Annotated in this window: 27 protein-coding genes and 1 tRNA gene; 8 read left to right on the forward strand and 20 right to left on the reverse strand. The window is 66.6% G+C overall.

From position 1 onward, the window contains the following. The first annotated feature begins 2 nt into the window (after positions 1 to 2). From AB4Y98_RS05175 to AB4Y98_RS05185, 3 genes are read left to right on the forward strand one after another with little or no spacing between them, the layout of a single operon-like run. Positions 3 to 470, forward strand: coding sequence for a phage tail protein (locus tag AB4Y98_RS05175; RefSeq protein WP_105163537.1), 468 nt, complete (start codon positions 3 to 5; stop codon positions 468 to 470). Beyond that, entirely contained in the window at positions 454 to 669 is a 216-nt protein-coding gene (locus AB4Y98_RS05180; protein ID WP_099842002.1) for a tail protein X, read from the forward strand. The genes AB4Y98_RS05175 and AB4Y98_RS05180 overlap by 17 nt, the downstream gene beginning before the upstream one ends. Continuing rightward, a complete protein-coding gene (locus AB4Y98_RS05185; protein WP_312786209.1) occupies positions 660 to 1733 on the forward strand; it encodes a phage late control D family protein in 1074 nt (357 codons plus the stop codon). The genes AB4Y98_RS05180 and AB4Y98_RS05185 overlap by 10 nt, the downstream gene beginning before the upstream one ends. 31 nt (positions 1734 to 1764) lie before the next feature. On the opposite strand, the gene AB4Y98_RS05190 is transcribed toward AB4Y98_RS05185, so the two are convergent. The 15 genes from AB4Y98_RS05190 to AB4Y98_RS05260 all read right to left on the reverse strand — a co-directional run bounded on the left by AB4Y98_RS05190 (position 1765) and on the right by AB4Y98_RS05260 (position 13945). Continuing rightward, positions 1765 to 2145 (reverse strand): tautomerase family protein, encoded by a 381-nt coding sequence (locus AB4Y98_RS05190; protein WP_025874066.1) that lies wholly within the window; start codon positions 2143 to 2145, stop codon positions 1765 to 1767. A gap of 424 nt (positions 2146 to 2569) precedes the next feature. After that, positions 2570 to 2644: transfer RNA gene (locus AB4Y98_RS05195), tRNA-Val, on the reverse strand. Positions 2645 to 2776: 132 nt separating this feature from the next. Further along, positions 2777 to 3130: a PilZ domain-containing protein gene (locus AB4Y98_RS05200; RefSeq protein WP_025874071.1), complete on the reverse strand. Its 354-nt coding sequence runs from the start codon at positions 3128 to 3130 to the stop codon at positions 2777 to 2779. Then, positions 3127 to 4083 carry a DNA polymerase III subunit delta' gene (locus tag AB4Y98_RS05205; RefSeq protein ID WP_442243915.1) on the reverse strand — a complete coding sequence of 319 codons (957 nt, stop codon included), beginning with the start codon at positions 4081 to 4083 and terminating at the stop codon, positions 3127 to 3129. The genes AB4Y98_RS05200 and AB4Y98_RS05205 overlap by 4 nt, the downstream gene beginning before the upstream one ends. Next, positions 4080 to 4745 (reverse strand): dTMP kinase, encoded by a 666-nt coding sequence (gene tmk / locus AB4Y98_RS05210; RefSeq protein WP_049467276.1) that lies wholly within the window; start codon positions 4743 to 4745, stop codon positions 4080 to 4082. The genes AB4Y98_RS05205 and tmk overlap by 4 nt, the downstream gene beginning before the upstream one ends. Continuing rightward, entirely contained in the window at positions 4742 to 5803 is a 1062-nt protein-coding gene (mltG, locus tag AB4Y98_RS05215; protein WP_312112405.1) for an endolytic transglycosylase MltG, read from the reverse strand. The genes tmk and mltG overlap by 4 nt, the downstream gene beginning before the upstream one ends. Before the next feature lie 212 nt (positions 5804 to 6015). Beyond that, positions 6016 to 7380 (reverse strand): aminodeoxychorismate synthase component I, encoded by a 1365-nt coding sequence (locus tag AB4Y98_RS05220; RefSeq protein ID WP_442243917.1) that lies wholly within the window; start codon positions 7378 to 7380, stop codon positions 6016 to 6018. Positions 7381 to 7472: 92 nt separating this feature from the next. Continuing rightward, positions 7473 to 8735 carry a beta-ketoacyl-ACP synthase II gene (fabF, locus tag AB4Y98_RS05225; RefSeq protein WP_164281031.1) on the reverse strand — a complete coding sequence of 421 codons (1263 nt, stop codon included), beginning with the start codon at positions 8733 to 8735 and terminating at the stop codon, positions 7473 to 7475. Between the two features lie 145 nt (positions 8736 to 8880). Then, complete coding sequence (gene acpP, locus AB4Y98_RS05230) at positions 8881 to 9120, reverse strand: acyl carrier protein (protein WP_025874077.1); 240 nt, start codon at positions 9118 to 9120, stop codon at positions 8881 to 8883. A gap of 152 nt (positions 9121 to 9272) precedes the next feature. Then, positions 9273 to 10016 (reverse strand): 3-oxoacyl-ACP reductase FabG, encoded by a 744-nt coding sequence (fabG, locus tag AB4Y98_RS05235; protein WP_025874078.1) that lies wholly within the window; start codon positions 10014 to 10016, stop codon positions 9273 to 9275. A gap of 82 nt (positions 10017 to 10098) precedes the next feature. Then, on the reverse strand, positions 10099 to 11043 hold the full coding sequence (gene fabD, locus AB4Y98_RS05240; protein ID WP_025874079.1) for an ACP S-malonyltransferase: 945 nt from the start codon (positions 11041 to 11043) through the stop codon (positions 10099 to 10101). Positions 11044 to 11208: 165 nt separating this feature from the next. Further along, positions 11209 to 11991, reverse strand: a complete 783-nt coding sequence (locus AB4Y98_RS05245; protein ID WP_312787665.1) for a serine/threonine protein phosphatase — start codon at positions 11989 to 11991, stop codon at positions 11209 to 11211. Between the two features lie 73 nt (positions 11992 to 12064). Next, complete coding sequence (locus tag AB4Y98_RS05250; RefSeq protein ID WP_100463418.1) at positions 12065 to 13042, reverse strand: beta-ketoacyl-ACP synthase III; 978 nt, start codon at positions 13040 to 13042, stop codon at positions 12065 to 12067. A gap of 91 nt (positions 13043 to 13133) precedes the next feature. Continuing rightward, positions 13134 to 13328, reverse strand: coding sequence for a 50S ribosomal protein L32 (gene rpmF, locus AB4Y98_RS05255; protein ID WP_025879386.1), 195 nt, complete (start codon positions 13326 to 13328; stop codon positions 13134 to 13136). 107 nt (positions 13329 to 13435) lie between these two features. Next, positions 13436 to 13945, reverse strand: coding sequence for a YceD family protein (locus tag AB4Y98_RS05260; RefSeq protein ID WP_312787669.1), 510 nt, complete (start codon positions 13943 to 13945; stop codon positions 13436 to 13438). Positions 13946 to 14060: 115 nt separating this feature from the next. Between AB4Y98_RS05260 and AB4Y98_RS05265 the strand changes: the two genes are divergently transcribed. After that, entirely contained in the window at positions 14061 to 14633 is a 573-nt protein-coding gene (locus tag AB4Y98_RS05265; RefSeq protein WP_363730142.1) for a Maf family protein, read from the forward strand. Between the two features lie 72 nt (positions 14634 to 14705). On the opposite strand, the gene AB4Y98_RS05270 is transcribed toward AB4Y98_RS05265, so the two are convergent. Then, positions 14706 to 16547, reverse strand: a complete 1842-nt coding sequence (locus AB4Y98_RS05270; RefSeq protein WP_442243920.1) for a glycosyltransferase family 39 protein — start codon at positions 16545 to 16547, stop codon at positions 14706 to 14708. A gap of 44 nt (positions 16548 to 16591) precedes the next feature. Between AB4Y98_RS05270 and AB4Y98_RS05275 the strand changes: the two genes are divergently transcribed. The 4 genes from AB4Y98_RS05275 to AB4Y98_RS05290 are packed head-to-tail and all read left to right on the forward strand — an operon-like array spanning position 16592 to position 20958. Further along, on the forward strand, positions 16592 to 17545 hold the full coding sequence (locus AB4Y98_RS05275; RefSeq protein WP_312110733.1) for an AAA family ATPase: 954 nt from the start codon (positions 16592 to 16594) through the stop codon (positions 17543 to 17545). 2 nt (positions 17546 to 17547) lie between these two features. Next, positions 17548 to 18492, forward strand: a complete 945-nt coding sequence (locus AB4Y98_RS05280) for a DUF58 domain-containing protein (protein ID WP_312110732.1) — start codon at positions 17548 to 17550, stop codon at positions 18490 to 18492. Beyond that, entirely contained in the window at positions 18485 to 20434 is a 1950-nt protein-coding gene (locus AB4Y98_RS05285; RefSeq protein WP_428703466.1) for a transglutaminaseTgpA domain-containing protein, read from the forward strand. Before AB4Y98_RS05280 ends, AB4Y98_RS05285 begins: the two co-directional genes overlap by 8 nt. After that, positions 20431 to 20958: a Slp family lipoprotein gene (locus AB4Y98_RS05290; protein WP_223494354.1), complete on the forward strand. Its 528-nt coding sequence runs from the start codon at positions 20431 to 20433 to the stop codon at positions 20956 to 20958. Before AB4Y98_RS05285 ends, AB4Y98_RS05290 begins: the two co-directional genes overlap by 4 nt. A 79-nt stretch (positions 20959 to 21037) precedes the next feature. Here AB4Y98_RS05290 and AB4Y98_RS05295 read toward each other — a convergent pair whose 3' ends face one another. From AB4Y98_RS05295 to dnaX, 4 genes are all read right to left on the reverse strand, one after another. Beyond that, positions 21038 to 21397, reverse strand: a complete 360-nt coding sequence (locus tag AB4Y98_RS05295; protein ID WP_176021598.1) for a histidine triad nucleotide-binding protein — start codon at positions 21395 to 21397, stop codon at positions 21038 to 21040. 66 nt (positions 21398 to 21463) lie between these two features. After that, positions 21464 to 22063: a recombination mediator RecR gene (recR, locus tag AB4Y98_RS05300; RefSeq protein WP_025879377.1), complete on the reverse strand. Its 600-nt coding sequence runs from the start codon at positions 22061 to 22063 to the stop codon at positions 21464 to 21466. 111 nt (positions 22064 to 22174) lie between these two features. Further along, positions 22175 to 22495, reverse strand: coding sequence for a YbaB/EbfC family nucleoid-associated protein (locus AB4Y98_RS05305; protein ID WP_025879376.1), 321 nt, complete (start codon positions 22493 to 22495; stop codon positions 22175 to 22177). A 6-nt stretch (positions 22496 to 22501) separates the two neighbouring features. Beyond that, positions 22502 to 24598: a DNA polymerase III subunit gamma/tau gene (gene dnaX, locus AB4Y98_RS05310; RefSeq protein WP_428703575.1), complete on the reverse strand. Its 2097-nt coding sequence runs from the start codon at positions 24596 to 24598 to the stop codon at positions 22502 to 22504. Positions 24599 to 24702: the final 104 nt, after the last annotated feature.

Below are 24702 nucleotides of genomic sequence, written 5' to 3' on the forward strand. Positions count from 1 at the left end.
GCATGAAGCGCGAGTTCGTAACCGGCGCAGTAGACAAGCTGCTGTCGCAATTCAAGGGCAATGATTCCGGCAACGCGCCGGTGCTGCTGATGCTGGGCGGCTTCAAGTTCAGCCTCAACACGGCCGTATTCCAGCAGATCCAGCAGTCCAACGATTTCCGCTGGCAGGCCCAGGATCGCGTCGGGCAGATGCCTGCACTGCAGTACACCGGCCCGGGCTCGGCCACCATGACACTGCCAGGCGTTGTCTACCCGCTGTTCCGTGGCGCTGGCAACGAGATGTCGCAACTGCGCAAGCTGGCCAGCCAGGGAAAACCGCAGCGTCTGCTGACCGGCAAGGGCGGCAATCTGGGTCTGTGGGTCATCGAGAAGATCGACGTCACCTCCAGCGAATTCACCGTCGACAGCCAGATCCAGAAGCAGGACTTCACACTCACTCTCCGGAAGCACAGCGATGGCACGAACGTATAACACCCGCGATGGCGATGTCGTCGACCGCGTTGCCTACGCGCACTATGGCGAGCAATCGCCGGCGATCCTGCGCGCGGTGTTCGATGCCAACCCCGGCCTGGCCGCGCGCGGCCCGGTGCTCACGGCTGGCGTGGCGATTGTCCTGCCGGACGTGCAGCGCCCAGCCAAGGAACGCAAGGGAGTATCGCTGTGGGATTGAACATCGCACCTGCGTTCCGCGTGGTGGCAAACAGCCAGGACATCACCGACAAGATCATGTCGCGCTTCAAGTCACTGCGCATCACCGACGAGACCGGCAACAGCTCGGACACGTTGGAACTGCAGTTGGCCGACCACGATCCGAACGATCCGATCCAGCTGCCGCCCGTGGGCGCGGAGCTGGAGGCCTTCATCGGCTACGACGGCGAGGTGCGGCGCATGGGCCTGTACGTCTGCGACGAGGTGGAGATTTCAGGCTATCCCGGCAGCATGACCCTGCGCGCACGCGCCGCACCGTTCGAAACCAGCAAAGGCGGAAAGAACGATCTGCAGACGCAGAAAACGCGCACGTGGAAAAAGGGCACGACGATCGGCGACATGGTCAAGCGGATGGCCGCCGAACACGGCCTGACCGCTGCGGTAAGTGCGTCGCTGGCATCCATCGTGCTGCCGCTGACGGTGCAATCGCAGGAGTCGGACATGAACCTGCTGCTGCGCTTGGCCAAACAGCACGACGCCATCGCCAAACCGGGCGGCGGCCGGCTGATGCTGGTCAAACGTGGCGAATCGACCACCGCCAGTGGCGAACGCATTCCGGAGGTGACCCTTACGCCGGCCGATGGCAGCAGCTACCGCGTCACCATCGCCGCCCGCGACGATGCCGGCACCACCATCGCCTACTACCGCGATGTGCGTGGCGCGCAGCGCCAGGAAGTGAAGGTGGGCAGCGGCGAACCGATCGTGCGCCTGCGCATGGCCTATGCCGACCGCGAAACCGCCGAAGCCGCAGCGCGCGCCAAGCACCGCGAGCAAGCGCGGCAGACGCGTACGCTGAGCTACAGCCTTCCAGGCCGCGAGACGCTGATGGCCGAGGCTACGGTGATCATGCAGGGCTTTCGCGATGGCGTGGATGGCGAGTGGCTGGTCAAGCGCGCCGAGCACAGCATCGGCAGCGACGGCTATCGCACCAGCATCGAGTGCGAGCAACCCAACAGCGCCGAAGCCGTGAAGGCGGCCAGCACCGCAGCGGTCAAGCAGGCCCCGCAGGTGGGCAGCGAAGTGTAGATCCACGCCATGCGTGGATGCTCTTCGCGCATCAGCTCACGTACTGCGCTTGGCCATTACCGAACGACCAGTTCTCCTTCTTCACTTCCACCAGATTGATGAACACATCCTCGCGGCGGATCCCCACCGCCGCGTGCAGGCCATCGGCAATACCGGCATACAGCGCCTTCTTCTGCTCCAGCGTGCGCCCTTCGTTCCAGGTGATCTGGATGCAGATGAAGTCATCGGTGCGGGCGATGCCCAGGTAGCCCGGGTCGTACACGAGCGTGCCGGCGTCGTGCTCCTGGAAGATCTGGAAGCGATCGTTTTCCGGCACGCCGACGGCACGCATGGCCTGGTAGATCGCTTCGCCGACACGCTGGCGATACTCGACGGATTTACCTTTGCGAAGATCGATACGGGCGAGCGGCATGGTGGCACTCCAGGGATGGGAGGGGGCGCGGCAATGGGCCGAGATTACGCCCGCCGAGGGCGGCGGGACAGCGCACGGATGGAACCCTCTGCTTCCATCCATGGCATGCGCCGCGCGGGGGCTGCACGGCGTTCGGGTGTCGCAACACACAGAACGGGGAACACTTGATGTGTCTGGGTATTGTTGCGAACGTTCCCTCGTCCTCGAGCTTCAGCACGCGGCACAGCATGTATGCGTTGACGGGTATACCGATCAGCAGATCGGCGACTTCCATCGAAACGCTCTGCTGCTGGCCGCACGCCAGATCGCGCACGCCGCGCATGCAGACCTCGGCGATGCGATCACCGCCGTGGCAAACAAGTCCGGGTAAATCGCAGGCAACAAAAAAGCCCCCATCGCTGGAGGCTTTTTTCGTTCTGCAACATGGTGGGCGGTACAGGGATCGAACCTGTGACCCTTGCCGTGTGAAGGCAATGCTCTACCGCTGAGCTAACCGCCCGGTGTGTTGCTGAGCCGCTCATTATAGGGCGGTTTTTCAGGGCGTCAACACCTTTTCACATCCTGTTTCCCGGCCCATTTCCCCGATCAGCCGGGCATCGCCCGGCCCCACCGGGCAGGCCAATCCGCAACCTCACATCGTATGCGTCGGCTTGTCCGAACCGGTCAGACCGGCCAGGATCGTTTCGATCTTGTGGCGCACCGTCTCGCCTTCCTGGCCATCGGCCAGCTGCACGCCGATGCCGGCGGTGCGGTTGCCCTGCGCACCGGCCGGAGTCACCCAGATCACCTTGCCGGCCACCGGCAGGCGCTCGCTGGAATCGGGCAGGGTCAGCAGCAGGAACACCTCATCGCCCAGGAAATAACGCTTGGGCGTGGGCACGAAGATGCCGCCATTCTTCACGAACGGCATGTACGCGCTGTACAGCGCGGCTTTGTCCTTCACTGCCAGGGACAGGATGCCCTGGCGGGCGTTGCTGGCACTCATCGATTTCCCCTCGCGGCAGGCCGCTCGTTCACCTTGTTCCAGGCCAGCAGCAACTCGACCACCGCAAGGTCTGCGCGCACGGTGGTGCGCAGCAGGTCGCGGGTGCGGTTGGCCGCATCGAACCAGGCTGCAAGCTTGTGCAATCGCTCCGGCGTGGTCAAGGCATCGGTGCTGGCCTGGGCCAGCGCCAGGTCGGCAGCGAAGCGCAGGCGCAGCGCCGCGTTGTCATCGGCGCACCACTTCTGCGCCAGCTCCACCGCGCCGGTCTTGCCGGCGGCCAGCTGTTCCAGCTCACGGCCGACCTCGCGACGCAGGCTCAGGCCATCTTCGCGCAGCCAGTTGTCGGCCTGCCCGGGATGGCCGCGTGCTGCATCCAGCGCCTCACGCGTGGCCGCTTCGCTGTGGCCCTGCTGCTGCAGCCAGGCCAGCGCTTCCTCGCGCGGCGGCAGCTTGAATTCCAGGCGCTGGCAGCGGCTGCGCACGGTCTGCGGCAGGCGCGCCGGGTCGCTGCTGATCAACCACAGGTAACGCCCGGGTTGCGGTTCTTCCAGGGTCTTCAGCAGCGCATTGGCGGCCGAACGGTTGATGGCATCGGCCGGGTCGACGATCACCACCTGCGCCACGCCGTACTGCGGGGTCAGCGCCAGCTTGTTGGTGATCTCGCGCACCTGCTCGATCACGATCTCGGTGCGCAGCTTGTCGCCGCTCTTGTTCGGAATGAAGCCGATCAGCTGCAGGTCGGGATGCGTGCCGGCGGCAATCAGCTGCCGGGTGCGGGTGGCATGCGCTGCATCCCCGCGTGCCAGCACGTGGTCGGCCAGGGCCAGGGCCACCTCCCGCTTGCCCAGCCCGGCCGGGCCACAGATCAGCAGGCCATGGCCCAGCCGATCTGCATCCAGTGCAGCCACGGTCTGGTCGAACGCGCGCTGCTGCCAGGGCGAGAACGTACTCATGCGCCCTCCCCTTGCTGCAGCCAGCGCTCGACACGCGCAACCACATCAGCAGCCACGCGCTCCTGCACCTGTCCTGCATCAACCAGCGCGAAACGCTGCGGGTCCTGCTGCGCACGGCTGCGGAACACTTCGCGCACGCGCTGGAAGAAATCGTCCTGTTCGCTTTCGATGCGGTCCGGCCACAGGTCGCGGCCGTTGGCACGCGCACGGCCGACGGCCACGTCCACATCCAACAACAGGGTCAAGCCGGGCAGCAGGCCCACGGCGCGGCGCTCCAGGTCGGCGATCCACTGCGGGTCCAGGCCGCGGCCACCGCCCTGGTAGGCGTAGCTGGAATCGGTGAAGCGATCGCTGAGCACGTAGGCGCCGCGCTGCAGCGCCGGCTGGATCACCTGGCGCACATGCTGCGCGCGTGCGGCGAACACCAGCAGCAGCTCAGCCTCGGCACTGAGCGGCTCGGCGGCGATCTCGGCATCGGGCTTCAGCACCAGGCCGCGGATGCGCTCGGCCAGCGGCGTGCCACCGGGCTCGCGGGTCAACACGACCTCATGGCCGTGGCGGCGCAGGCACTCGCGGATGGCGTTGATGGCGGTGGTCTTGCCCGCGCCCTCGCCGCCTTCCAGGCTGACGAAACGGGGATGGCGAAGCAGCGCGGAACTCATTGCGCCGGAGTCTCCTGGGTGCGTTGCTGGCGCAGCTGCTGCAGGTAGCGGGCTACGGCGGCGTTGTGTTTGTCCAGGCTGGGCGAGAACACGTGCGCGCCACTGCCATCGCCCACCGCGACGAAGTACAGCGCATCGCCCGGTGTCGGTTGTGCAGCGGCCATCAGCGCATCGCGGCTGGGCATGGCGATCGGGGTCGGGGTCAGGCCAGAGCGGGTGTAGGTGTTGTAGGGCGTATCGGTGGTCAGGTCGCGGCGGCGGATATTGCCGTCGTACGCCGCGCCGATGCCATAGATCACGGTCGGATCGGTCTGCAGGCGCATGCCGATCTTCAGGCGGCGCATGAACACGCCGGCAATCTGCGGTCGCTCGCTGGCCAGCGCGGTTTCCTTTTCGATGATCGACGCCAGCGTCAGCAGCTCGTAGGGCGTGTTGATCGGCAGATCCGGGGCGCGGCTTTCCCAGGCTTCGTCCAGCGCCTTCTCCATCGCGCCGTGGGCACGCTTGAGTATGTCCAGGTCACTGTCGCCGCGCTGGTAGACGTAGGTCTCCGGCAGGAAGCGGCCTTCCGGATGCTGGCCGGCGAAACCGAGGCGGTCCATCAGTGCTGCGTCATCGAGGGTGTCGGTGGTGTGCAGCAGCGGATCAGCGCGTTTGAGCGCGGCGCGCAGCTGGCGGATGTTCCAGCCTTCGATGATGGTGACGCGGTGCTGCAGCACCTTGCCCGCGCGCATGCGCAGCAGCAGCTCGCGCGGGGTCAGGTCCTTGCTCAGTGCGTACTCGCCCACCTTCAGCTTGCCGGCGGCGTCCAGCTGGCGCGCCAGCAGCTGCCACTGGGTGTCCTGGCCCTCGTCCACGCCGGCCTCGCGCAGCTTGCGCAGCACGCTGTTCATGCCATCGCCGCTGGCGATGACCACGCTGTCCGCACTGGGGGTCAACGGCACGTCGGCAAACTGGCTCTGCTTGTAGAAGAACCACGCGCCCGCGCCGGCCACGATGGCGGCCAGCACCAGCAGCAGCGTTACCACCAACAGACACCCGCGCTTGGCTCCCGCCATGGACTACCTCTGAACTCGATTCCGTCGTGCAGGATACCGTGCCGGTGGTGTGGGGTCATGATCGGAGCCACGCATCCGTGCCGACCAACGGTCGGCACCCACCCGCCATCTCCAGTAGATCCACGCCATGCGTGGATGACCCGCCATGGAGGCATCCGTGCCGACCAACGGTCGGCACCCACCCCGCCGGGCCATACCGGCGGGGCCGCCCCTCAGCCCTGCTGCCCCAGCGCCCGCAGCAGGCCGCGGGCCTTGGCCCGGGTTTCGTCCAGTTCCTTGTCCGGGTCCGAATCGACCACGATGCCGGCTCCGGTGCGGAAGCTGACCTCGCTGCCGTCCACTTCGGCGGTGCGGATCAGGATGTTCAGGTCCAGGTCGCCATCGCGGTTCAGCCAGCCGAACGCACCGGTGTACGCGCCGCGCGGCACCTGCTCCAGCTCGCTGATGATCTGCATGCAGCGCACCTTCGGGCAGCCGGTGATGGTGCCGCCAGGGAAAGTGGCGGCGATCACTTCGCCTGGGGTCACGTCCGCGCGCAGGTGGCCGCTGACGTTGCTGACGATGTGGTGCACGTGGGCGTAGCTTTCCACGGTCATCAGCTCATCCACGACGACCGTGCCGGGCAAGCAGATGCGCCCGAGATCGTTGCGCTCCAGGTCGATCAGCATCACGTGCTCGGCGCGCTCCTTGGGATGGCCGACCAGCTCCTGGATGCGCGCGGCATCGTCGTCGCCCTCGAAGCGCGGACGGGTGCCGGCGATCGGGCGGGTCTGCGCGTGGCCGCCATGCACCGATACCAGCCGTTCCGGCGACGAGCTGACCACATGCCGGCCGTGCGCACTGAACAGGCCGGCAAACGGCGCCGGATTGGCCCGTCGCAGCTGCGCGTACAGCGCCTGCGGGCTGACCGGCGCTGCGAAGTGTGCGCTCCAGCGTCGCGACAGGTTCACCTGGAACACATCGCCGGCGCGAAGGTATTCGATCACCCGGCGCACGCCCTCGGTGAAGCGCTGTGGCTCGTCTTCGCTGACCGACTGCGGCGGCTGCCAGCCCTGCCCGGCCGGCGGCAGTTCACCCGCTACCAGCGCGACCAGCGAGTCCAGCAGCGCTTGCTCGCCCGCTTCGGCAATGAGGAAGCTGGCGTCGGCCTGGTGGTCATGCAGCACGGCGGCCGGGCAGCGCAGGGCAAGTGCGGTCGGCCGGCCGTCATCGCGCGCGCGCGCCGGCAGCACCGGTTCGACCTGGCTGGCCACTTCGTAATCGAGCATCAGCGCCCAGCCACCGCGGAACGGCAACGCGTGGCCGCCGTCGTGCGGCAACCGCTGTGCCTGCCATGCGCGGTCCAGCGCCTGCAGGAAGCTGCCGGGCTGCACCGCGCCGTGCTGGTCGCGCACCTGGCCATCGGCGTCCAGCTGCAGGGTGTCGCCCTGCGCGGCCAGCAGCAGGCTCCAGCGGCCCTGCGCGGTGCCCGATGCGGTGGACTCCATCAGCAGCGGGAAACGCGCAGGCTCGCGCTGCTGCAGGGCCAGCAGGTCGATCGGGTGCGGCAGCGAGTGGATCAGCGGGGCGTGGGTCATGGCAGCCAGTTCGGGAGACGGATACACGGAAGCCGCCTTGCGGCGGCCTCGTGGTTGGCCGAGCCGAGCATGGCTCGACCCTACAGGAGCGATCAGACGCGCTTGAAGATCAGCGTGCCGTTGGTGCCGCCGAAACCGAAGCCATTGGACATCACCACGTCGACCTTGGCCTGGCGTGCTTCGTTGGGCACGTAGTCCAGGTCGCAGCCTTCGCCCGGCTGCTGCAGGTTGATGGTCGGCGGAATCACGTTGTCGCGCATTGCCAGCACCGAGAAGATCGCTTCCACGCCGCCGGCAGCGCCGAGCAGGTGGCCGGTCATCGACTTGGTGGAGCTGACCATCATCTTGTAGGCGTGGTCGCCGAAGGCGGTCTTCATCGCCATGGTCTCGCCGAGGTCGCCCAGCGGGGTCGAGGTGCCATGTGCGTTGAGGTAGCCGACCTGGTCCGGGGTGACACCGGCGTCCTTCATGGCCATGGTCATGCAGCGCGCAGCGCCTTCGCCGTTCTCGCTCGGCGCGGTCATGTGGTACGCGTCGGAGCTGGCACCGAAACCGGCCAGTTCGCAGTAGATCTTCGCGCCACGTGCCTTGGCGTGCTCGTACTCCTCCAGGATGAGGATGCCGGCGCCGTCGCCGAGCACGAAGCCGTCACGGTCCTTGTCCCACGGGCGCGAGGCCTGTTCCGGAGCGTCGTTGCGGGTGCTCATCGCCTTCATCGCGCAGAAGCCGCCCAGCGCCGTCGGCGAGGAGCCGCGCTCTGCACCGCCGGCCACCATCACGTCCGCGTCGCCGTACTGGATCATGCGCATGGCGGTGCCGATGGAATGGTTGGAGGTGGCGCACGCCGAGACCGCCGAGAACGACGGGCCCTTCAGGCCACTGATGATGCTCAGCTGGCCCGGCAGCATGTTGATGATGGTCTTGGGCACGTAGAAGGGAGAGATCTTCTTCCCCTCGTGGAACTCGATGGTCTGCTCTTCGATGCCGAGCAGGCCGCCGATGCCGGCGCCAACGATGGCGCCAATGCGGTCGGCGTTGGCGTCGGTGATCTCCAGGCCCGAATCATGCAGGGCCATGAAGGCGGCACCGAGGCCGTAATGGATGAACGGGTCCATCTTCTTGGCATCCTTGCCGCTGACCCGGTACTTGCCGAACAGTTCATTGTCGGCGGTGATGTCAAAGCCTTTGACCTCACCTGCGATCTTGGTGGTGAACCGTTCCAGGTAGGCATCAGAAACGTTGGTCAGCGGACCGATGCCCGAACGACCGTGGGTGATGCCTTCCCAGCTGCTGGCCAGATCATTGCCCAACGGCGAGACCATACCCAGGCCGGTTACGACGACGCGACGCTTCATTGCTGATTCTCCTGACCCGAACGTTCTTTGCGGGTAACGCGGTTTACTTCGGTGTGGTACGCAAACACACGGGGCCGCAAACAGCGGCCCCATGGGGTGTCGTGCGCGGCGAGCTCAACGCCCGCACGCGCACTGACGTCCTGCATCAGGCCTTGACGTGGGCCGTGATGTAGGTGATCGCAGCCTGCACGGTGCTGATCTTCTCGGCTTCTTCGTCCGGGATCTCGCACTCGAATTCTTCTTCCAGCGCCATCACCAGCTCGACGGTGTCCAGCGAGTCAGCACCCAGGTCATCGACGAACGATGCGCTGTTGGTGACTTCTTCTTCCTTGACGCCAAGCTGTTCGATGACGATTTTCTTGACGCGTTCTTCGATGGTGCTCATGGGATATCGCTCCAGATGGAGTAGTGGTTCAAAAGTGGTCGCCATCAAAGGCGATGGCCGTGGGATAGTGTAGTGGAAACCGGCGTGACCTTGCATTGCAGCAAAAATCCTCGCAGATCAACCACTTGCGGCGCGATCCCTGCGCCCCTTGCTTACGGCATGTACATGCCGCCGTTCACATGGAGAGTTTCGCCGGTGATGTAGCCGGCAGCCGGGCTGGCCAGGAAGGCCACCGCATGGGCGATGTCCTCCGGCGAACCCAGGCGTTCGAGGGCGATGTCGCCGATCAGCGCGGTACGCGCTTCTTCCGGCAGCGCCTTGGTCATGTCGGTGTCGATGAACCCCGGCGCGACCACATTGACGGTGACGCCGCGCGAGCCGATTTCCTTGGCCAGCGACTTGGAGAAACCGATGATGCCGGCCTTGGCGGCGGCATAGTTGGCCTGGCCGGCATTGCCGGTCACACCCACCACCGAGGCGATGTTGATGATGCGGCCCTTGCGCGCCTTCATCATGCCGCGCATGACGGCCTTGCTGGTGCGGAACACGCTGGTCAGGTTGGTGTCGATGATCGACGCCCAATCGTCTTCCTTCATGCGCATCAGCAGGTTGTCGCGGGTGATGCCGGCGTTGTTGACCAGGATCGAGATCGGGCCGAATTCCTTGGCGATACCGTCAAGCACGGCATCGAGCGCGGCAGCGTCGGTGACGTTCAGCGCGCGGCCATGACCACCGTGGGCGGCCAAGCGTTCGCCGATTGCGGCGGCGCCGGAATCGGTGGTCGCGGTGCCGATGACGGTGGCGCCCTGGGCGGCCAGCAGATCGGCGATGGCGGCACCAATGCCGCGGCTGGCACCGGTGACCAGTGCGATTTCACCCTGCAGGGGCTTGCTCATGATGTTTTCCTCAGGCTGGGGCGGCCGCCGCACCCGTGCCGCTTGCAGCGGCCACCGGCACGGTCGGCAGGAACAGGGGCAATCAGGCCGACCACGTCTCGCGGGCGGTTTCGAAGTCGCCCGGGGTGGCCAGGGAACGGCCATCGATGGCCTTGTCGATGCGCTTGACCAGACCGGTCAGCACCTTGCCCGGGCCGCATTCGGCGATCCGGGTGACGCCACGGGCGGCCAGCGCCTGCACGCAGCCGGTCCACTGCACGGGCTGGTACAACTGCTGCACCAGCGCGGCGCGGATCGCGTCCACACCGTCGTGCACCTTGGCGTCGACGTTCTGCACCACCGGCAGCTGCGGCAGCTGCCAGGACAGGCCAGCCATCACTTCGGCCAGACGGTTGGCGGCTTCGCGCATCAGCGGGGTATGCGAGGGCACGCTGACGGCCAGCTTGACCGCCTTGCGCACGCCCTTCTCGGCCAGCAGCGCCAGCGCGCGGTCGACCGCGGCAGCGTCGCCGCCGATCACGATCTGGCCCGGCGAGTTGAAGTTGGCCGGAACGACCACCTGGCTGCCGGCAGCTTCTGCGCAGACGTCCAGCACCAGCTGGTCTTCGGCACCGAGCACGGCGGCCATCGCGCCGACACCTGCGGGAGCGGCGTCCTGCATCAGCTGGCCGCGCAGGCGCACCAGGTGCGCACCGTCGTGCAGGCTGAGGGCGCCAGCGGCGACCAGGGCGGTGTACTCACCCAGGCTGTGGCCAGCCAGAACCGACGGACGCGGACCGCCCACGGCATTCCAGGCGCGCCACGCGCCGATGCTGGCGGCCAGCAGGGCCGGCTGGGTGTATTCGGTACGGTTGAGCATTTCCTCCGGGCCGCCCTGGGACAACGCCCACAGGTCGACGCCGGCACCATCGGATGCCTCGGTGAAGGCCTCACGCACCTGCGGGTGCAGTTCGGCCAGCTCGGCCAGCATGCCCACAGACTGCGAGCCCTGACCGGGGAAGACAAAAGCGAGGGTGGATACGGTCACGCGGTCATCCGCTTGTTGCAATCGAAGCGGGCCATGATAAGGGGGAACATGCCGTGTCGTCTGTACGTGCGCGTATGCACGCGTATGGAGGCGGCCTGCCGGATCGGCCAGCGGGTGATGCCGGCCAGCGGCCGGCACTACCTGACGCTGCGAGCTGCCCCGCTGTCAGCAGAGCAGCTGCAGGATGTCCAGCTCGCCGTCGGCAAACCAGTCCATGCACAGGCCGACCACCATCAGCAGGCCCAGCGTGGTGGCACCGTGGGTGATGAAGATGGAGTGGGCCAGCGCGCGCGCCGACCGCCCCAGCTTCATGCACACCCGCGCCAGGCGCTGCAGACGGCCACTGACGGCGTGCACGTGCGCACGCACCGGTGCCTGCACGCCGTTCATCGCCTCGGCCATCATCGCCTGCAGGGTTTCAGGGCGGTCGGCGTAGTACTTGGCCACGCCGTAGCCGAACATCAGCCAGTCACGCGCCTGCGCCTCGGCCAGGTCCATGACTTCCAGCGGATCTTCTTCAAAGTCGATGAAACCGACGTTCTGGCCATCCCAGGTGAGGTTGCGCGGCAGCGGCTGGCCAAAATAGGCGCCACGACCGTGCGCTTCGGCAATGGCCTGCATCGCCGCAGCCACAAGGCGATCGCGGCCGGCGTCATCGGCTTCACGCAGGCAGGTATTGAACGAGCTGCCGTTGTCGCCGATCACCAGCGCGGCATGGCCACTGCCGATCACCGGGGGCACGTTCACTCCCTGCGCCTGCAATTCAGACAGACGGCGGGCCTCGGTTTCGCGCGCGGCGTCGCCACCGCGGTGCGGCGGCGGGCGCAGGGCATCGAGATGGAACCGGCGGGCAACAAAATTGAGCAGGCCCAGGGCCACTGCTCGGCTTCCTTCGCCGTACTGCTTCAGCCAGGCGCGCTGCCCTTCGATGACGATGGGCTCAACCATGACAGTCTCCTTTAACGCATTACGGCCCCAGAGGGGCCGTAACGACGGTTTCACGTTGTCGTAACTGGCACTATCAATAGCGCAGCAGTGCCGAACCCCACGTGAAGCCACCGCCGAACGCTTCCAGCAGCAACAGCTGACCGCGCTCGACCCTGCCGGAACGAACGGCAGCATCCAGCGCCAGCGGCACCGAGGCGGACGAGGTATTGCCATGCTTGTCGACGGTGACCACGACCTGGTCCATCGACATGTCCAGCCGCTTGGCGGTGGCTTCGATGATGCGCAGGTTGGCCTGGTGCGGGATCAGCCAGTCCAGGTCGGACTTGGTCAGCCCATTGGCATCCAGGGTTTCGTCCACGACCGAGTCCAGCGCCTTGACGGCGTACTTGAACACGTCGTTGCCCTTCATGTTGATGGTGCCGCCACCATTGTTGCCTTCACCGAAACCGACCGAGACGCCGACCGGATTCCACAGCAGCTCTTTCTTGCTGCCATCCGAATGCAGGTGGGTACTGAGGATCCCGGTTTCTTCGTCGGCCTTGAGCACGACGGCGCCCGCGCCATCACCGAACAGTACGCAGGTGGTGCGGTCTTCCCAGTCGACGATGCGGGTCAGGGTTTCCGCACCGATCACCAGCACATGGCGGGCATCACCGGAGCGTATGAATTTGTCAGCCACGCTGAGCGCGAACACGAAGCCCGAACAGGCTGCGTTGACGTCGAAAGCAGGGCAGCCGCTCACACCGAGCTTGGCCTGGATCAGGCACGCGGTGGAGGGAAAGATCAGATCAGGAGTGGTCGTGCCGACCACGATCATGTCGAGCTGCGAAGCGTCGATACCCGCTGCTTCGATCGCACGCAGCGCGGCCTGGTAGCCGAGATCGCTGGTGGTTTCGCCTTCGGCAGCGATGTGCCGTTCACGGATACCGGTGCGCGTCTGGATCCACTCGTCCGAGGTCTCGACCATTTTTTCCAGGTCGGCGTTGGTCAGGACTTTTTCCGGCAAATAGCTACCGGTGCCCGCGATCCTCGAGTAGATCCGCTTGCTCATCATGTTTCCTGTTGCACGAGCCGCCGTTCACCGGCGTGCCCGGGAAAGAAGGCGAAGGCCGCTGCCCAGCGGGCAGCGACCTTCCGGCACATCAGTCTTCCTGGACAGCGGAAGACTTGGTCTGGATGACCTTCTTGCCGCGGTAGAAACCGTCAGCAGTGATGTGGTGACGCAGATGCACTTCGCCGGTGGTCGGGTCGGTCGACAGCTGCTTGGCGCTCAGGGCGTCATGCGAACGACGCTGGCCACGACGGGACGGGGTAACACGGGATTTCTGGACAGCCATGGGATTGCTCCAAACTCGGTTCGTTTTGCTTCGTCGTTTCGTCGCACAGGACGCCAGCGTCCAGCACACTTTTCGCTTTCGCCGCAGCCGCCGACGACAACCGGCTGCTATTGTTTCTTCAATGCCGCCAACGCCGCGAACGGGTTGGCCTTTTCAATTTCTTCTTCGGTCGGTGCCCAGTCCTTGTCGACTGCCTCACCGTACGGCGACAGGGGTACCACCGGCACCGCCAGCACCAGTTCGTCCTCGACCAGGTCCAACGGACGCAGCTGGCCGTCTTCCGGCACCAGCAACGGCTCGTATTCCTCCGGCAAAGACGATTCCTCGTCTTCCTCGCGGATCAGGCCAAGCCTCTGGGTCATCTTCACCGGCAGCAGGAAACGCTGCATGCTGCGCTGACAGGTCAGCGGCAGCGCGGTATCGATGCTGAGTTCCACATAGGATACCCGCAAGATCTCGTCGCGACCGAATTCGAGCGAGTAATTACACTCGCCTTCGGTATCTGCGACAAGCCCCTGCAGGCGAGTCAATTCAGCCAGGGACACCTGACCGTCGAAGCGCCTTCGCGCTACGACCATCCGCCAGGCATCCAGCGTTTCGGGTACGTTCGCGGACATAAGCCGCCGAATATTAAGGATCGGCAGGTCGCGTGTCAAATGGCTGCCATGGAAGGCTTGCTGTGGCTGGCTGTGCCGAGCCAGACTGCCGCGCCCTGCTCCTGGAAATTCCCGCATGCCCGCCCTGGTCCTGGCCTCCACCTCCCGCTACCGCCGCGACCTGCTGGAACGGCTGGGCCTGCCCTTCGACTGCGCACGCCCGGAGGTGGATGAGACCCCGCAAGCCAACGAGGCCCCGCTGGCGCTGGCGTCGCGCCTGGCCAGCGCCAAGGCGGCCGCAGTGGCCGCCCGCCATCCCGGCCGCTGGGTGATCGGCTCGGACCAGGTGGCGGACCTGAACGGTCAGCCGCTGGGCAAACCGGGCACGGTCGAGGCGGCCTGCGCGCAGCTGGCGGCGATGTCCGGGCAGACGGTGAGATTTCATACCGCCATCAGTCTCACCCGAGACGGAGAATATTTTTCGGCGATCGATTTGACCCAGGTGCGCTTCCGCGCGCTGCAGGCGCCGGAGATCGCCCGCTACGTGGCCATCGAACAGCCGCTGGACTGCGCCGGCAGCTTCAAGTGCGAAGGCCTGGGCATCAGCCTGTTCGAGGCCATCGACAATCGCGACCCCACTGCCCTGATCGGGCTGCCGCTGATCGCGCTGTGCGGATTGCTGCGCAAGGCCGGATTCTGCGTGCCGTAACCCTGCCCGCCCGAAGGTGGAGCCAGACCCGCGTCGAGCCGAATGCAGGCCCGTCACGGGAGGCACGACGCCTCAGCGCTTTTCCACCACGAACGGCTGCTCCTGCCACTGCTCCACGCTGCCATCGCGACCATGCAGGCGCAGCCCCAGCCAGTGTTTTCCCGGTGACAACGTACCCGTATCGAACGTTGCGTCGAAGCCGACAGCCGGATGCTGCGGATCGGTGCTGTCCGGCCATGTGTGGCGGATATCGAACACGCGTCCATAGGTGGCATCGCCGATCGAACGACCATCCACCAACACTTCAACCCGCGACAGGCCGACACCTTCCTTGAACGCCCAGCCCTTGATCGCCAGCGTGCCGCTCACCACGTCGCCATTGGAAGGGGCGTCCAGCCAGGCCAGTGCGGGCGCTACGCATGGCCCCTGCGCATGCTGCACCGGCAGGCGGAACAGCAGGAAGCGCTGGAATCCGTGGTCGTTGCTGACCACACGCGGTGGCGGCAGCGGCCCGACCTGTTCGCAGATGGCGTGATAGCGGGTGAGCAGATCGCGGAAACGCTGATCGCTGGGCGACAGCACCAGCAGCATCGGCACGTCGCGCTCGCCCTCATGTACCAGGTTCCATTGCGCCAACTGCGCGGTACGGCCGTGCTTGTCGTTGAGCGGATGCGGCAGCACTTCGATGTCGCCGCGGCCCAGCTGGAAGCCCAGTTCGGCGCCCACCTTGAAGTTGCCAGCCAGCACGCGGCTGCCTTCCGGCATCTGCTGCAGCTCTTCGCTTACCGCAGCGGCCAGCGGCTGCCAGCCGGCGAAGTTGCGCGGGTAGTACTTGTCGCCGGCCAACTGCTCGCGCAGCGATGACGAGGACGCCATCAGGTAATAGCCGAAGGCCAGTACCATGCCCAGCCCGGCCAGCCACCAGCCTGTACGCCGCAACCAGCGCGGCCAGCCGTTGAGTATCACCGGCACTGCCACCAGCAGGGCCAGATAGCCCGGCAGCGGCCAATGGAAGCTGATGCGCTCGACGTCGGTGAAAAAACCCAGTGCGAAGATGCCCAGCGTCGATACGCCGCCGACCAGGCCGAAATACCGCCACTGCACGCGCGCACCGCCGCCGCTGCGGGTGCCAGCCAGCGCCACTTTCCACATCGCGATGCACAGGATGGGCGTCACCAGCATCGGCTGGATCACCAGGAACCACAGGCCGCGCCACTCGAACGCCCACGGATGGCGCTCGACCACTTGGAACTTCAGACCGGCATCGTGATTGTCGGCATTCCAGGCCAGCAGCGGCAGCCATGCCAGTACGCCGATGGCCAGGGCCACCCACACGCGTGGATCGGTCAGCATGCGCCGGCCCTGCGGCAGCGCCAACAGGGCAACGAAGCCGACGCCGATCACGCCGATGAAACGATAGTGGCTGAGCGCGCCGATCAGCAGGCCCAGCGCCAGCTTTACCGCCGAGGAGGCGTCGACGTTGCGCAGCAGGCGTGCGCCGGCGTCCAGGCACAGCACCGCCGCCAGCGCCATCGGCACATCGGGTACGGCCAGCAGGCCCAGCGTGGCCGACAACGGCATCAGCAGCGTCAAGCTGCCGGCCTGCCAACCTGCAACATTGCCGAACCAGCGCGCCGCAATGCGCGATACCAGCAGCGGCAGCACTGCGCCGATGGCCAGGAACGGCAGGCGCAGCGCAAGCACGTGCTGGCCCCCAAGTTCCACACCCAGGCGGGTCAACCAGGCCGTCAGCCCCGGCAGATCCGAATAGGCCGCAGCCAGATGCTGGCCTTCCTGCCAGTAGAACGCCTCATCGACGAACAACGGCAGGCGTGCGGCCACGACCAGCTTGGCCGCTGTGACGAGCGTCCATAACCAGAGAAAAATCGTACGTGCGCGTTGTTCGCCCTGCATTGCTCTATGGATAGAATCGACCGGTTACCGAACTTGAGACGACCATGACAGCTTCGTCCCCCATTCCCAGCATGCTAACCGATCAACTGCGTCAGTCCCTGCGCAATGCGCAGGACCAGGTCAATGCGCTGGTGCTGGGCAAGGTGCACGAGGTGCGGTTGGCCTTCGTGGCCCTGCTCTCTGGCGGCCATCTGCTGATCGAAGACCTGCCCGGCCTCGGCAAGACCACGCTGGCCCATGCCTTGGCCAGCAGCCTGGGCCTGAGCTTCCAGCGCGTGCAGTTCACCTCCGACCTGCTGCCGGCCGACGTACTCGGCGTATCGGTGTACGACGCCGGCAGCCGCCAGTTCCAGTTCCATCCCGGGCCGGTGTTCACCCACGTGCTGCTGGCCGACGAGATCAACCGGGCGCCGCCGCGCACGCAGAGCGCCCTGCTGGAAGCAATGGCCGAGCAGCAGGTCACCCTCGACGGTCAGACGCATGCCCTGCCCGATCCGTTCTTCGTGATCGCCACGCAGAACCCGGTGGATCTGTCAGGCACCTTCCCGCTGCCCGATTCGCAACTGGACCGTTTCCTGCTGCGGCTGGCGATGGGCTACCCCAGCCCACAAGCGGAACGTGAGCTGCTGCGTGGCAGTGATCGTCGCGACCTGATCGCCCGCGCGCTACCCCAGCTGGACGACAACCAGGTACGCGCACTGCGCGAGGCCGTCGGCCAGGTGCATGTCAGCGACGCGCTGGTGGACTACGTGCAGGCATTGTTGACCCGCAGCCGCCAGCACGCCGGCGTGCGCGTGGGACTATCGCCGCGCGCCGGTCTGGCCCTGCTGCGCGCAGCCAAGGCACATGCGCTGCTGCTCGGCCGTGGCCACGTAGTGCCCGAAGACGTGCAGACGCTGTTCGTAGCGGTGGCCGGCCATCGCCTGGTGGGCGAAGCCGAGTCGAGCTCGGGGCCGGCGCTGGCACGCGCGATCCTGCAGACTGTCGCGGTCGATTGAAGATGGCATCGCATGCCCGGCGACTGTTGCAGCTGGCACGCCCGCGCACGCCGGAGTCGTTGCCGCAACGGCTCGACCGCCGGCGCATCTACGTGCTGCCCACCCGCTTCGGCCTGTTTGTGGCCTGCCTGCTGGTCGCGATGTTGCTGGGTGCGCTGAACTACAACAACAACCCTGCGCTGTTGCTGGCGCTGCTGCTGGCCGCGGCAGCAATTGCCAGCGCCATCGCCGCGCACCTGCAGTTGTCGGGTGTGCAGATCGACGCGATTTCCGCCGAACCGGTGCCAGCCGGGCAACCGCTGCGCCTGCGCGTGGACCTGTCGCTGCGCGACCCACGAGCGCGCCACGGCCTGCACCTGCAACTGGGCGACAGCGAAGCCTGGCTCGACCTGCCCGCACACGGTCGTGGTGAAGCCGAGCTGGAAGTGCCCAGCCAACGCCGCGGCTGGCTGGACCTGCCGCGTATCCGCCTGTCCACCACACAACCGCTGGGCCTGGTGAGGGCGTGGTCATGGGTGTGGCCGGAAGAACCCCTGCTGGTCTACCCGCTGGCAGAAGCGAAGGCGCCACCGTTGCCGCAGCAGGGCAGCGATCCACTGCACACCCGCGCCCACGCCAACGGCGAGGAACTGCATCAGCTGCGCCCGTATCGCGCTGGAGATCCACCGCGCAGCATTGCCTGGAAACACTCCGCACGCCGCGACGCGCTGCTGGTACGCGAATACGAGAAGCCGATAGGCATCGAAGTGGTTCTGGACTGGCGCGCGCTGGCACCCTTGGGCCAGGAGGCCCGCATCGCGCGGCTGGCACGCTGGGTGGATAGCGCCGAACGCGAAGGCCGTCGCTACACACTGCTGCTGCCGATGCACCCGCCGATCGGCCCTGGCCAGGGCGCCAGCCACCACCACCTGTGCCTGCGTGCGCTGGCGTTGCTTCCCCATGACTGAATCTGCCCTGCTGCTGGACCGCAACACCCGCACGTGGACGCTGGCCAGCGCCGCACTGGCCCTGTTGCCGCTGCTGCTGCAGCTGCCCACCACGCTGGCCGGGTTGATCGCCGTGGCAGCAGTGATCACTGCAGCACTGTCGCAGCGCGGCATGCTGCCGATGCCGGTGCGCGTACTGCTGGTGCTGGGCATGCTGGCCGCCATCGCCTGGCAGATGGGGGCGGTACGGCCAGGCCGGGATACCGGCTGTGCACTGCTGGCGGCGATGCTGGCGATCAAGTCCAGCGAGCTGCGTACCCTGCGCGATGCGCGCAGCCTGCTCGGCTTTGCCCTGTTCTCACCGTTCGCGGCCTTCCTGCTCGACCAGGGGCCGCTGACCACCGTACTGGCCATGCTGGCCGGTACCAGTGCCCTGATTGCCCTGCAGCGGCTGGCGCAGGGTGAAGGCCGCAGTGCGCCACCGCCGCTGTCTGCGCAACTTCGCGGCGTCGGTCGCCTGCTGCTGATCGGCCTGCCGCTGGCGCTGGCCTGCTTCTGGCTGTTCCCACGATTGGCCACGCCGCTGTGGGGCATTCCCGAACGCGCCGTCGGCACGCCCGGGCTGTCGGACACGATGGAGCCGGACAAGTGGCTGGACCTGATGGCCGACGACACCCCGGCCCTGCGGGCGCAGTTCTTCGGCGCGGCTCCAGAGCCGGCGCAGCGCTACTGGCGCGGGCCGGTACTGACCCAGTTCGACGGGCATGTCTGGCGACGCGACCGCCGTACCGAACGTTTGCCACCTGCCGTCGTCGAGCACGGCACGGAGGGCTGGGACTACCAGATCGATTACGAACCCACCGACCGCCGCCAGCTGGTCGCGCTGGACCTGCCCACCACCGCACCGGAAGGCAGCCGCCTTGATGCAGCGCTGAGCCTGAGCAGCGACCGCCCGTTGTCCGCGCTGAGCAGGTGGCGTCTGCATTCGGCCCCGCCGCAACGCTTTGATGCCACGCTGTTGCCGTATCAGCGCAGCGCAGCGCTGCAGTTGCCGGAAGGCTTCAACCCCCGCACGGCAACCCTCGCCCGACAGTGGCGACAGGACGCCGGAAGCGATGATGCCGCCGTGGTCCGTCGCGCCCTGGCATGGATCACCGCGGATTTTTCGTACACGCTGGAAACACCGGCCGCCGGGCGCGATCCGGTCGATGCGTTCCTGTTCGACTACAAGGCCGGCTACTGCCAGCATTTCAGCTCGGCCTTCGTTGTGCTGATGCGCAATGCAGGAATTCCGGCGCGGGTGGTCACCGGTTTCGCCGGCGGCACCCACAACCGGATCGGCGACTACTGGGTACTGCGGCGGATGGACGCCCATGCCTGGGCTGAGGTGTGGCTGCCCCAACGCGGCTGGGTGCGCGTCGACCCGACAGCGGCAGTAGCACCCGAGCGCATCCTGGACACGCTTGACGACCGTCTGCAGGCCGGTGCCGATACCGGACTGCAGCAGCGCTGGGTGCAGCTGGGCCAGGTCGGCGACTGGATGCGAAGGGGCTGGAACGAACTGGTGCTGTCCTTTGACGCGCGCCGCCAGCAGCAGTTGCTGCAACCGTTCGGGCTGGACGACCTCGGCCCCGGACAGCTGCTGGCCGGCTTCGTGATGGCCGCGTTGCTGGCACTGGCGTGGATGGCGTGGCTGCTGGCTCGTGGCGAACGCGAGCGTGACCCGCTGCTGCGCGCCTGGCATCGGCTGGGGCAGCGCTATGCGCGGCTGGGGCTGGGCCGCGAACCGCACGAACCCGCCCTGCACTGGGCCCGCCGGGTCCACGCACAGCGCCCCGACCCGGCCCTCATCACACTCAGCCAGCGTTTCGCTGATGCACGCTACGCTGGCACTTGTACCGAGCTCGCCCCATTATTGCGGGACCTGCGCAGGCATCGCCCGACTTCCGGAGCCTCCCCATGAATACCAAGTTCCTCCTCACCGCCGTGGCCGCCCTGGCCCTGTCGGCCTGCGCCACGGCCCCCAAGCCGCTGCAGGGACAGTTCAGCCTGGTTTCCCCGCGCGACTCGGTTGCCACCCAGCAGGTCGGCACGCCGGTGCGCTGGGGTGGCCGGATCATCGAAACCAAGCCCGGACAGGGTGAGACCTGTTTCCAGATCATCTCGCGCCCGCTCAACGGTAGCGGCCGTCCGAACACGACCTCTTCCGATGCCAGCGACGGCCGCTTCATCGCCTGTCGTTCCGGCTTCTACGATCCGGCCGTGTTCGAAGCCGGCCGCGACGTGACCTTCATCGGCAAGATCGATGGCTACGCCAATACCCGTATCGGCGATTACGACTATCGCCTGCCGAAGCTGTCTGCCGACGTGATCTACCTGTGGCCGGAGCAGCGCCAGGTCGATGTGGTGCCCTACCCCTACGGACCGTGGGGCCCGGGCCCGTATGGCCCGTACTGGGGCGGTTACCGCGGCTGGGGCTGGTGGTAGTCCAGGCCCGGTACGCATGATGCACAAGGCCGCCCATCGGGCGGCCTTTTTTCATCCACGCCATGCGTGGATGGCTGCCTCAACGCCCTGGCGTACCGAAGTGACCCAGCGGCGCGCCAGCCAGCAGATGCATGTGGATATGGAACACGGTCTGCCCGGCGTCTTCGCGGCAGTTCATCACGATGCGGTAGCCGTCCTGCGCGAAGCCTTCCCGACGCGCGTACTCGGCGGCGGCCAGGGCCAGCTTGCCGATCAGGTGCGCCTGCGATGGCTGCAGGTCATCCAGGGTCGGGATGATCTCGTTCTTCGGAATGAACAGCACGTGCACCGGCGCCTGTGGTGCGATGTCCTTGAAGGCCAGCACGTCTTCGTCTTCATAGACGATGGTGGCCGGGATCTCGCGACGGATGATCTTGCTGAAGAGGGTTTCGCTGCTCATGGTCGGCCTCGGCGGGGTGTTTTCCGCATTGTAGGCCGGTAACGCCGGGGCATGCCCGGCATCGACTCAATCGCGCACTTCGCTGCGGGTGCCGAACGCATGCGACAGCGTGCCGCGATCGACGTACTCCAGCTCACCGCCGAGGGGCAGGCCCTGCGCCAGTCGACTCGGCCGCACCTGGCGGGCACGCGCCAGCTGCGCGAGATAGTGCGCGGTAGCTTCGCCTTCGACGGTGGCGCTGGTGGCAATGATCAGTTCCTGCACTTCCGCTTCGGCCAGGCGCTGTTCCAGCTGTTCCAGACCCAGCTCGCGCGGGCCGATGCCATCCAGCGGCGACAGGCGCCCCTGCAGCACGAAGTAAACGCCGCGATAGCCGGTGGCGTTCTCGATCGCCAGGCGGTCAGCCGGCGATTCCACCACGCACAGCTGGCTGCGCTCACGGCTGCCATTGGCGCAGGTCGGGCACAGCTCGGTTTCGCTGAAGTCTCGGCACTGCGCACAGTGACCGATGCGTTCAACCGCCTGCGCCAGCGTCTCGGCAAGGCGTTTGCCACCTTCGCGCTCGCGTTCGAGCAGGTGGTAGGCCATGCGCTGTGCCGTCTTCTGGCCTACGCCAGGCAACACCCGCAATGCATCGATCAGTTGTTCAAGCAGGGGTGCGGACACGGCGGCGTGTTCTGTAGAGCCGAGCGTGCTCGACTGGAAATTGCGGGCAATCGAGCACGCTCGACGCTACACAGTGCATGGCACCCGGCAGTGCGGGTGCCACGCAGGGCATCAGAACGGCATCTTCATGCCCGGCGGCAGCTGCATGCCGGCGGTGGCCGAACCCATCTTCGACTTCGACTCGGCGTCGATCTTGTTGGACGCATCGTTGAAGGCGGCGGCGATCAGGTCTTCCAGCATTTCCGGATCGCTGGCCAGCGACGGATCGATGCGTACCTTGCGGCACTCCTTGGCGCCGGTCAGGGTGACGCTGACCATGCCGCCACCGGCGCTGCCGGTCACTTCGATCTTGGCGATTTCTTCCTGGGCCTTCTGCAGGTTTTCCTGCATCTTCTGGGCCTGCTGCATCAGTTGGGCGATATTGCCGCGCATGTCGTCTTACTCGTCAAAAGAACGGATGGAATCGGAAACAACCCGGGCGCCGTGCTGCTGGATCAGCAGCTGGACTTCCGGATCGTCCATGAAAATGGCCTCGGCAGCCTGCTGCCGCTCGCCACGCTGGCGGTCTGCGCGCTGGTGCAGGGTCTCGGCCGGGACCTGCTCGGTTTCCACGGTTTCGACCACGATCTTCAGCGCGTGGCCAAGGGACTTTTCCAGCACCTCGCCCAGCGCTGCCAGCGCGCGTTCGGAGCGCAGGTATTCAAATCCGGGCGAAAGGCCCAGTTTCAAGACCCCATGCTGGCAGCTGATGAAGGCCGCATTGGCAGCCAGCTGTCGCGAGGGACCGCTCAGGCCACTGTTGGCGATCAGGTCGAGCCAGTCTTCGGCACAGGCCAGGTCACTGACGCTGCCTGCCGGCGGGGCTTTTTCCTTTGCCGCAACCGGTGCCGGGGCGATGTCGATACCCTCGGCACGGAATGGACGCTCCGGCGCGGCAACAGCCTCTGCAACCGGCTGTGAAGCCGGCGGCGGCGGCTCGTGCCACGGCGCGACCATGGCCGCGTCGGGCGTTGCCATCTCGGCCGCCAGCACTTCATCGCGCGCGCCAGCCGCGTCGGTTGCCCACGGCGGCAGGTCGTCTGCCTCAGCAGGTGCCTTGGCCGTGGCCGCCTCGGGAGCCAACTGTGCCTTCATCGGCAGCGGTGACCCGGGTTCCTCGATCGGAGCCGGTTCAGGTTCAGGGGTCGGATCTGGTTCCGGGGTCGGCTCGGGCTCCGGCTCGGGTTCGCGCTGTGGCGCCGGGTTCGGCGTCTGCGCGGTTGCCTCCGCCAGCACGGGTACCGTAATTGCCTGCGTGACCGCTGCGGCTTCTGGCGCCGCAGCAGCGGCCGGTGCAGCTCCTTCGTGGCTGCCAGCAAGGCCGCCCCCGGTCTGGCCCGTACCGGTCGGTGCGCTGCCACCCGAGGATTCCGGTGTACGCGGCACCGACGGCACGGCAGCCGCAGGGCGGAACGCCAACATGCGCAGCACGGCCATTTCAAAGCCGGCGCGCGGGCTGGGCGCCAATGGCAGATCGCGACGACCATTCAGGGCCATCTGATACCAGAGCTGGACCACCTCCGGGCGCAGGCGTTCAGCAAACACGCTGGCATCCAGTCCCTCGGCAGCGGCGGACGCGCCCGGCACCAGTTGCTGCACCTGGATGCGGTGCAGGCCCTCGGCCAGCGCATCGAGCACCCCGCTCCAGTCCGGCGAGAACTCGGCCAGCGCCGCCACCACCTGCAGCAGGCGCGGGCCATCGCCCTCGGCCAGGGCATCGAGCATGGCCGCCACCTGGGTGCGGTCGACCGTGCCCAGCATGGTGCGCACCACGTCCTCACGCAGCGCACCGCCGGCATAGGCAATGGCCTGGTCGAGCAGCGACAGGCCGTCACGCAGGCTGCCGTCGGCGGCCTTGGCCAACTGCACGATGGCGGTCGGGTCCGACTCGATCTCCTCGGCGGTGAGGATGCGGGTCATCTGCCCCTGGATCTGGTCTTCATCCAGGCGCTTGAGGTTGAACTGCAGGCAGCGGCTGAGCACGGTGACCGGCAGCTTCTGCGGGTCGGTGGTGGCCAGCAGGAACTTCACATGCTCCGGCGGCTCTTCCAGCGTCTTCAGCAGCGCATTGAACGCAGCCTTGGACAGCATGTGCACTTCGTCGATCAGGTACACCTTGTACTTGCCACGCGAGGGCATGTACTGGGCGTTCTCGATCACCTCGCGCACATCGTCCACGCCGGTGTTGGACGCGGCATCGATTTCCAGCAGGTCGATGTAGCGACCGGCGTCGATGTCCAGGCAGGCCGCACACTGGCCGCAGGGATCGGCACTGGTGCCCTGTTCGCAGTTCAGCGACTTGGCGAAGATGCGCGCGATCGTGGTCTTGCCCACGCCGCGGGTACCGGTGAACAGGAACGCGTGGTGGACCCGGCCGCTGTCCAGCGCATTGCTGAGCGCACGGACCACGTGTTCCTGGCCCACCAGCTCGGCAAAACGCTTCGGACGCCACTTGCGGGCAAGGACGAGATAGGACATCAGGCCACCGTCTTCCATCGGATGTTCCATTGTGCCACGCCTGTCCAGCCCTCTCGCCCTGCAAACCAGTGCTTGTGTCCTGCCGCTGCGCCCGCTAGAATTTGCGCCCCTGCTGAGGCGTT

This window comes from Stenotrophomonas sp. 2YAF26 (assembly GCF_052114625.1).
GTDB classification, from domain to species: Bacteria; Pseudomonadota; Gammaproteobacteria; order Xanthomonadales; family Xanthomonadaceae; genus Stenotrophomonas; species Stenotrophomonas indicatrix.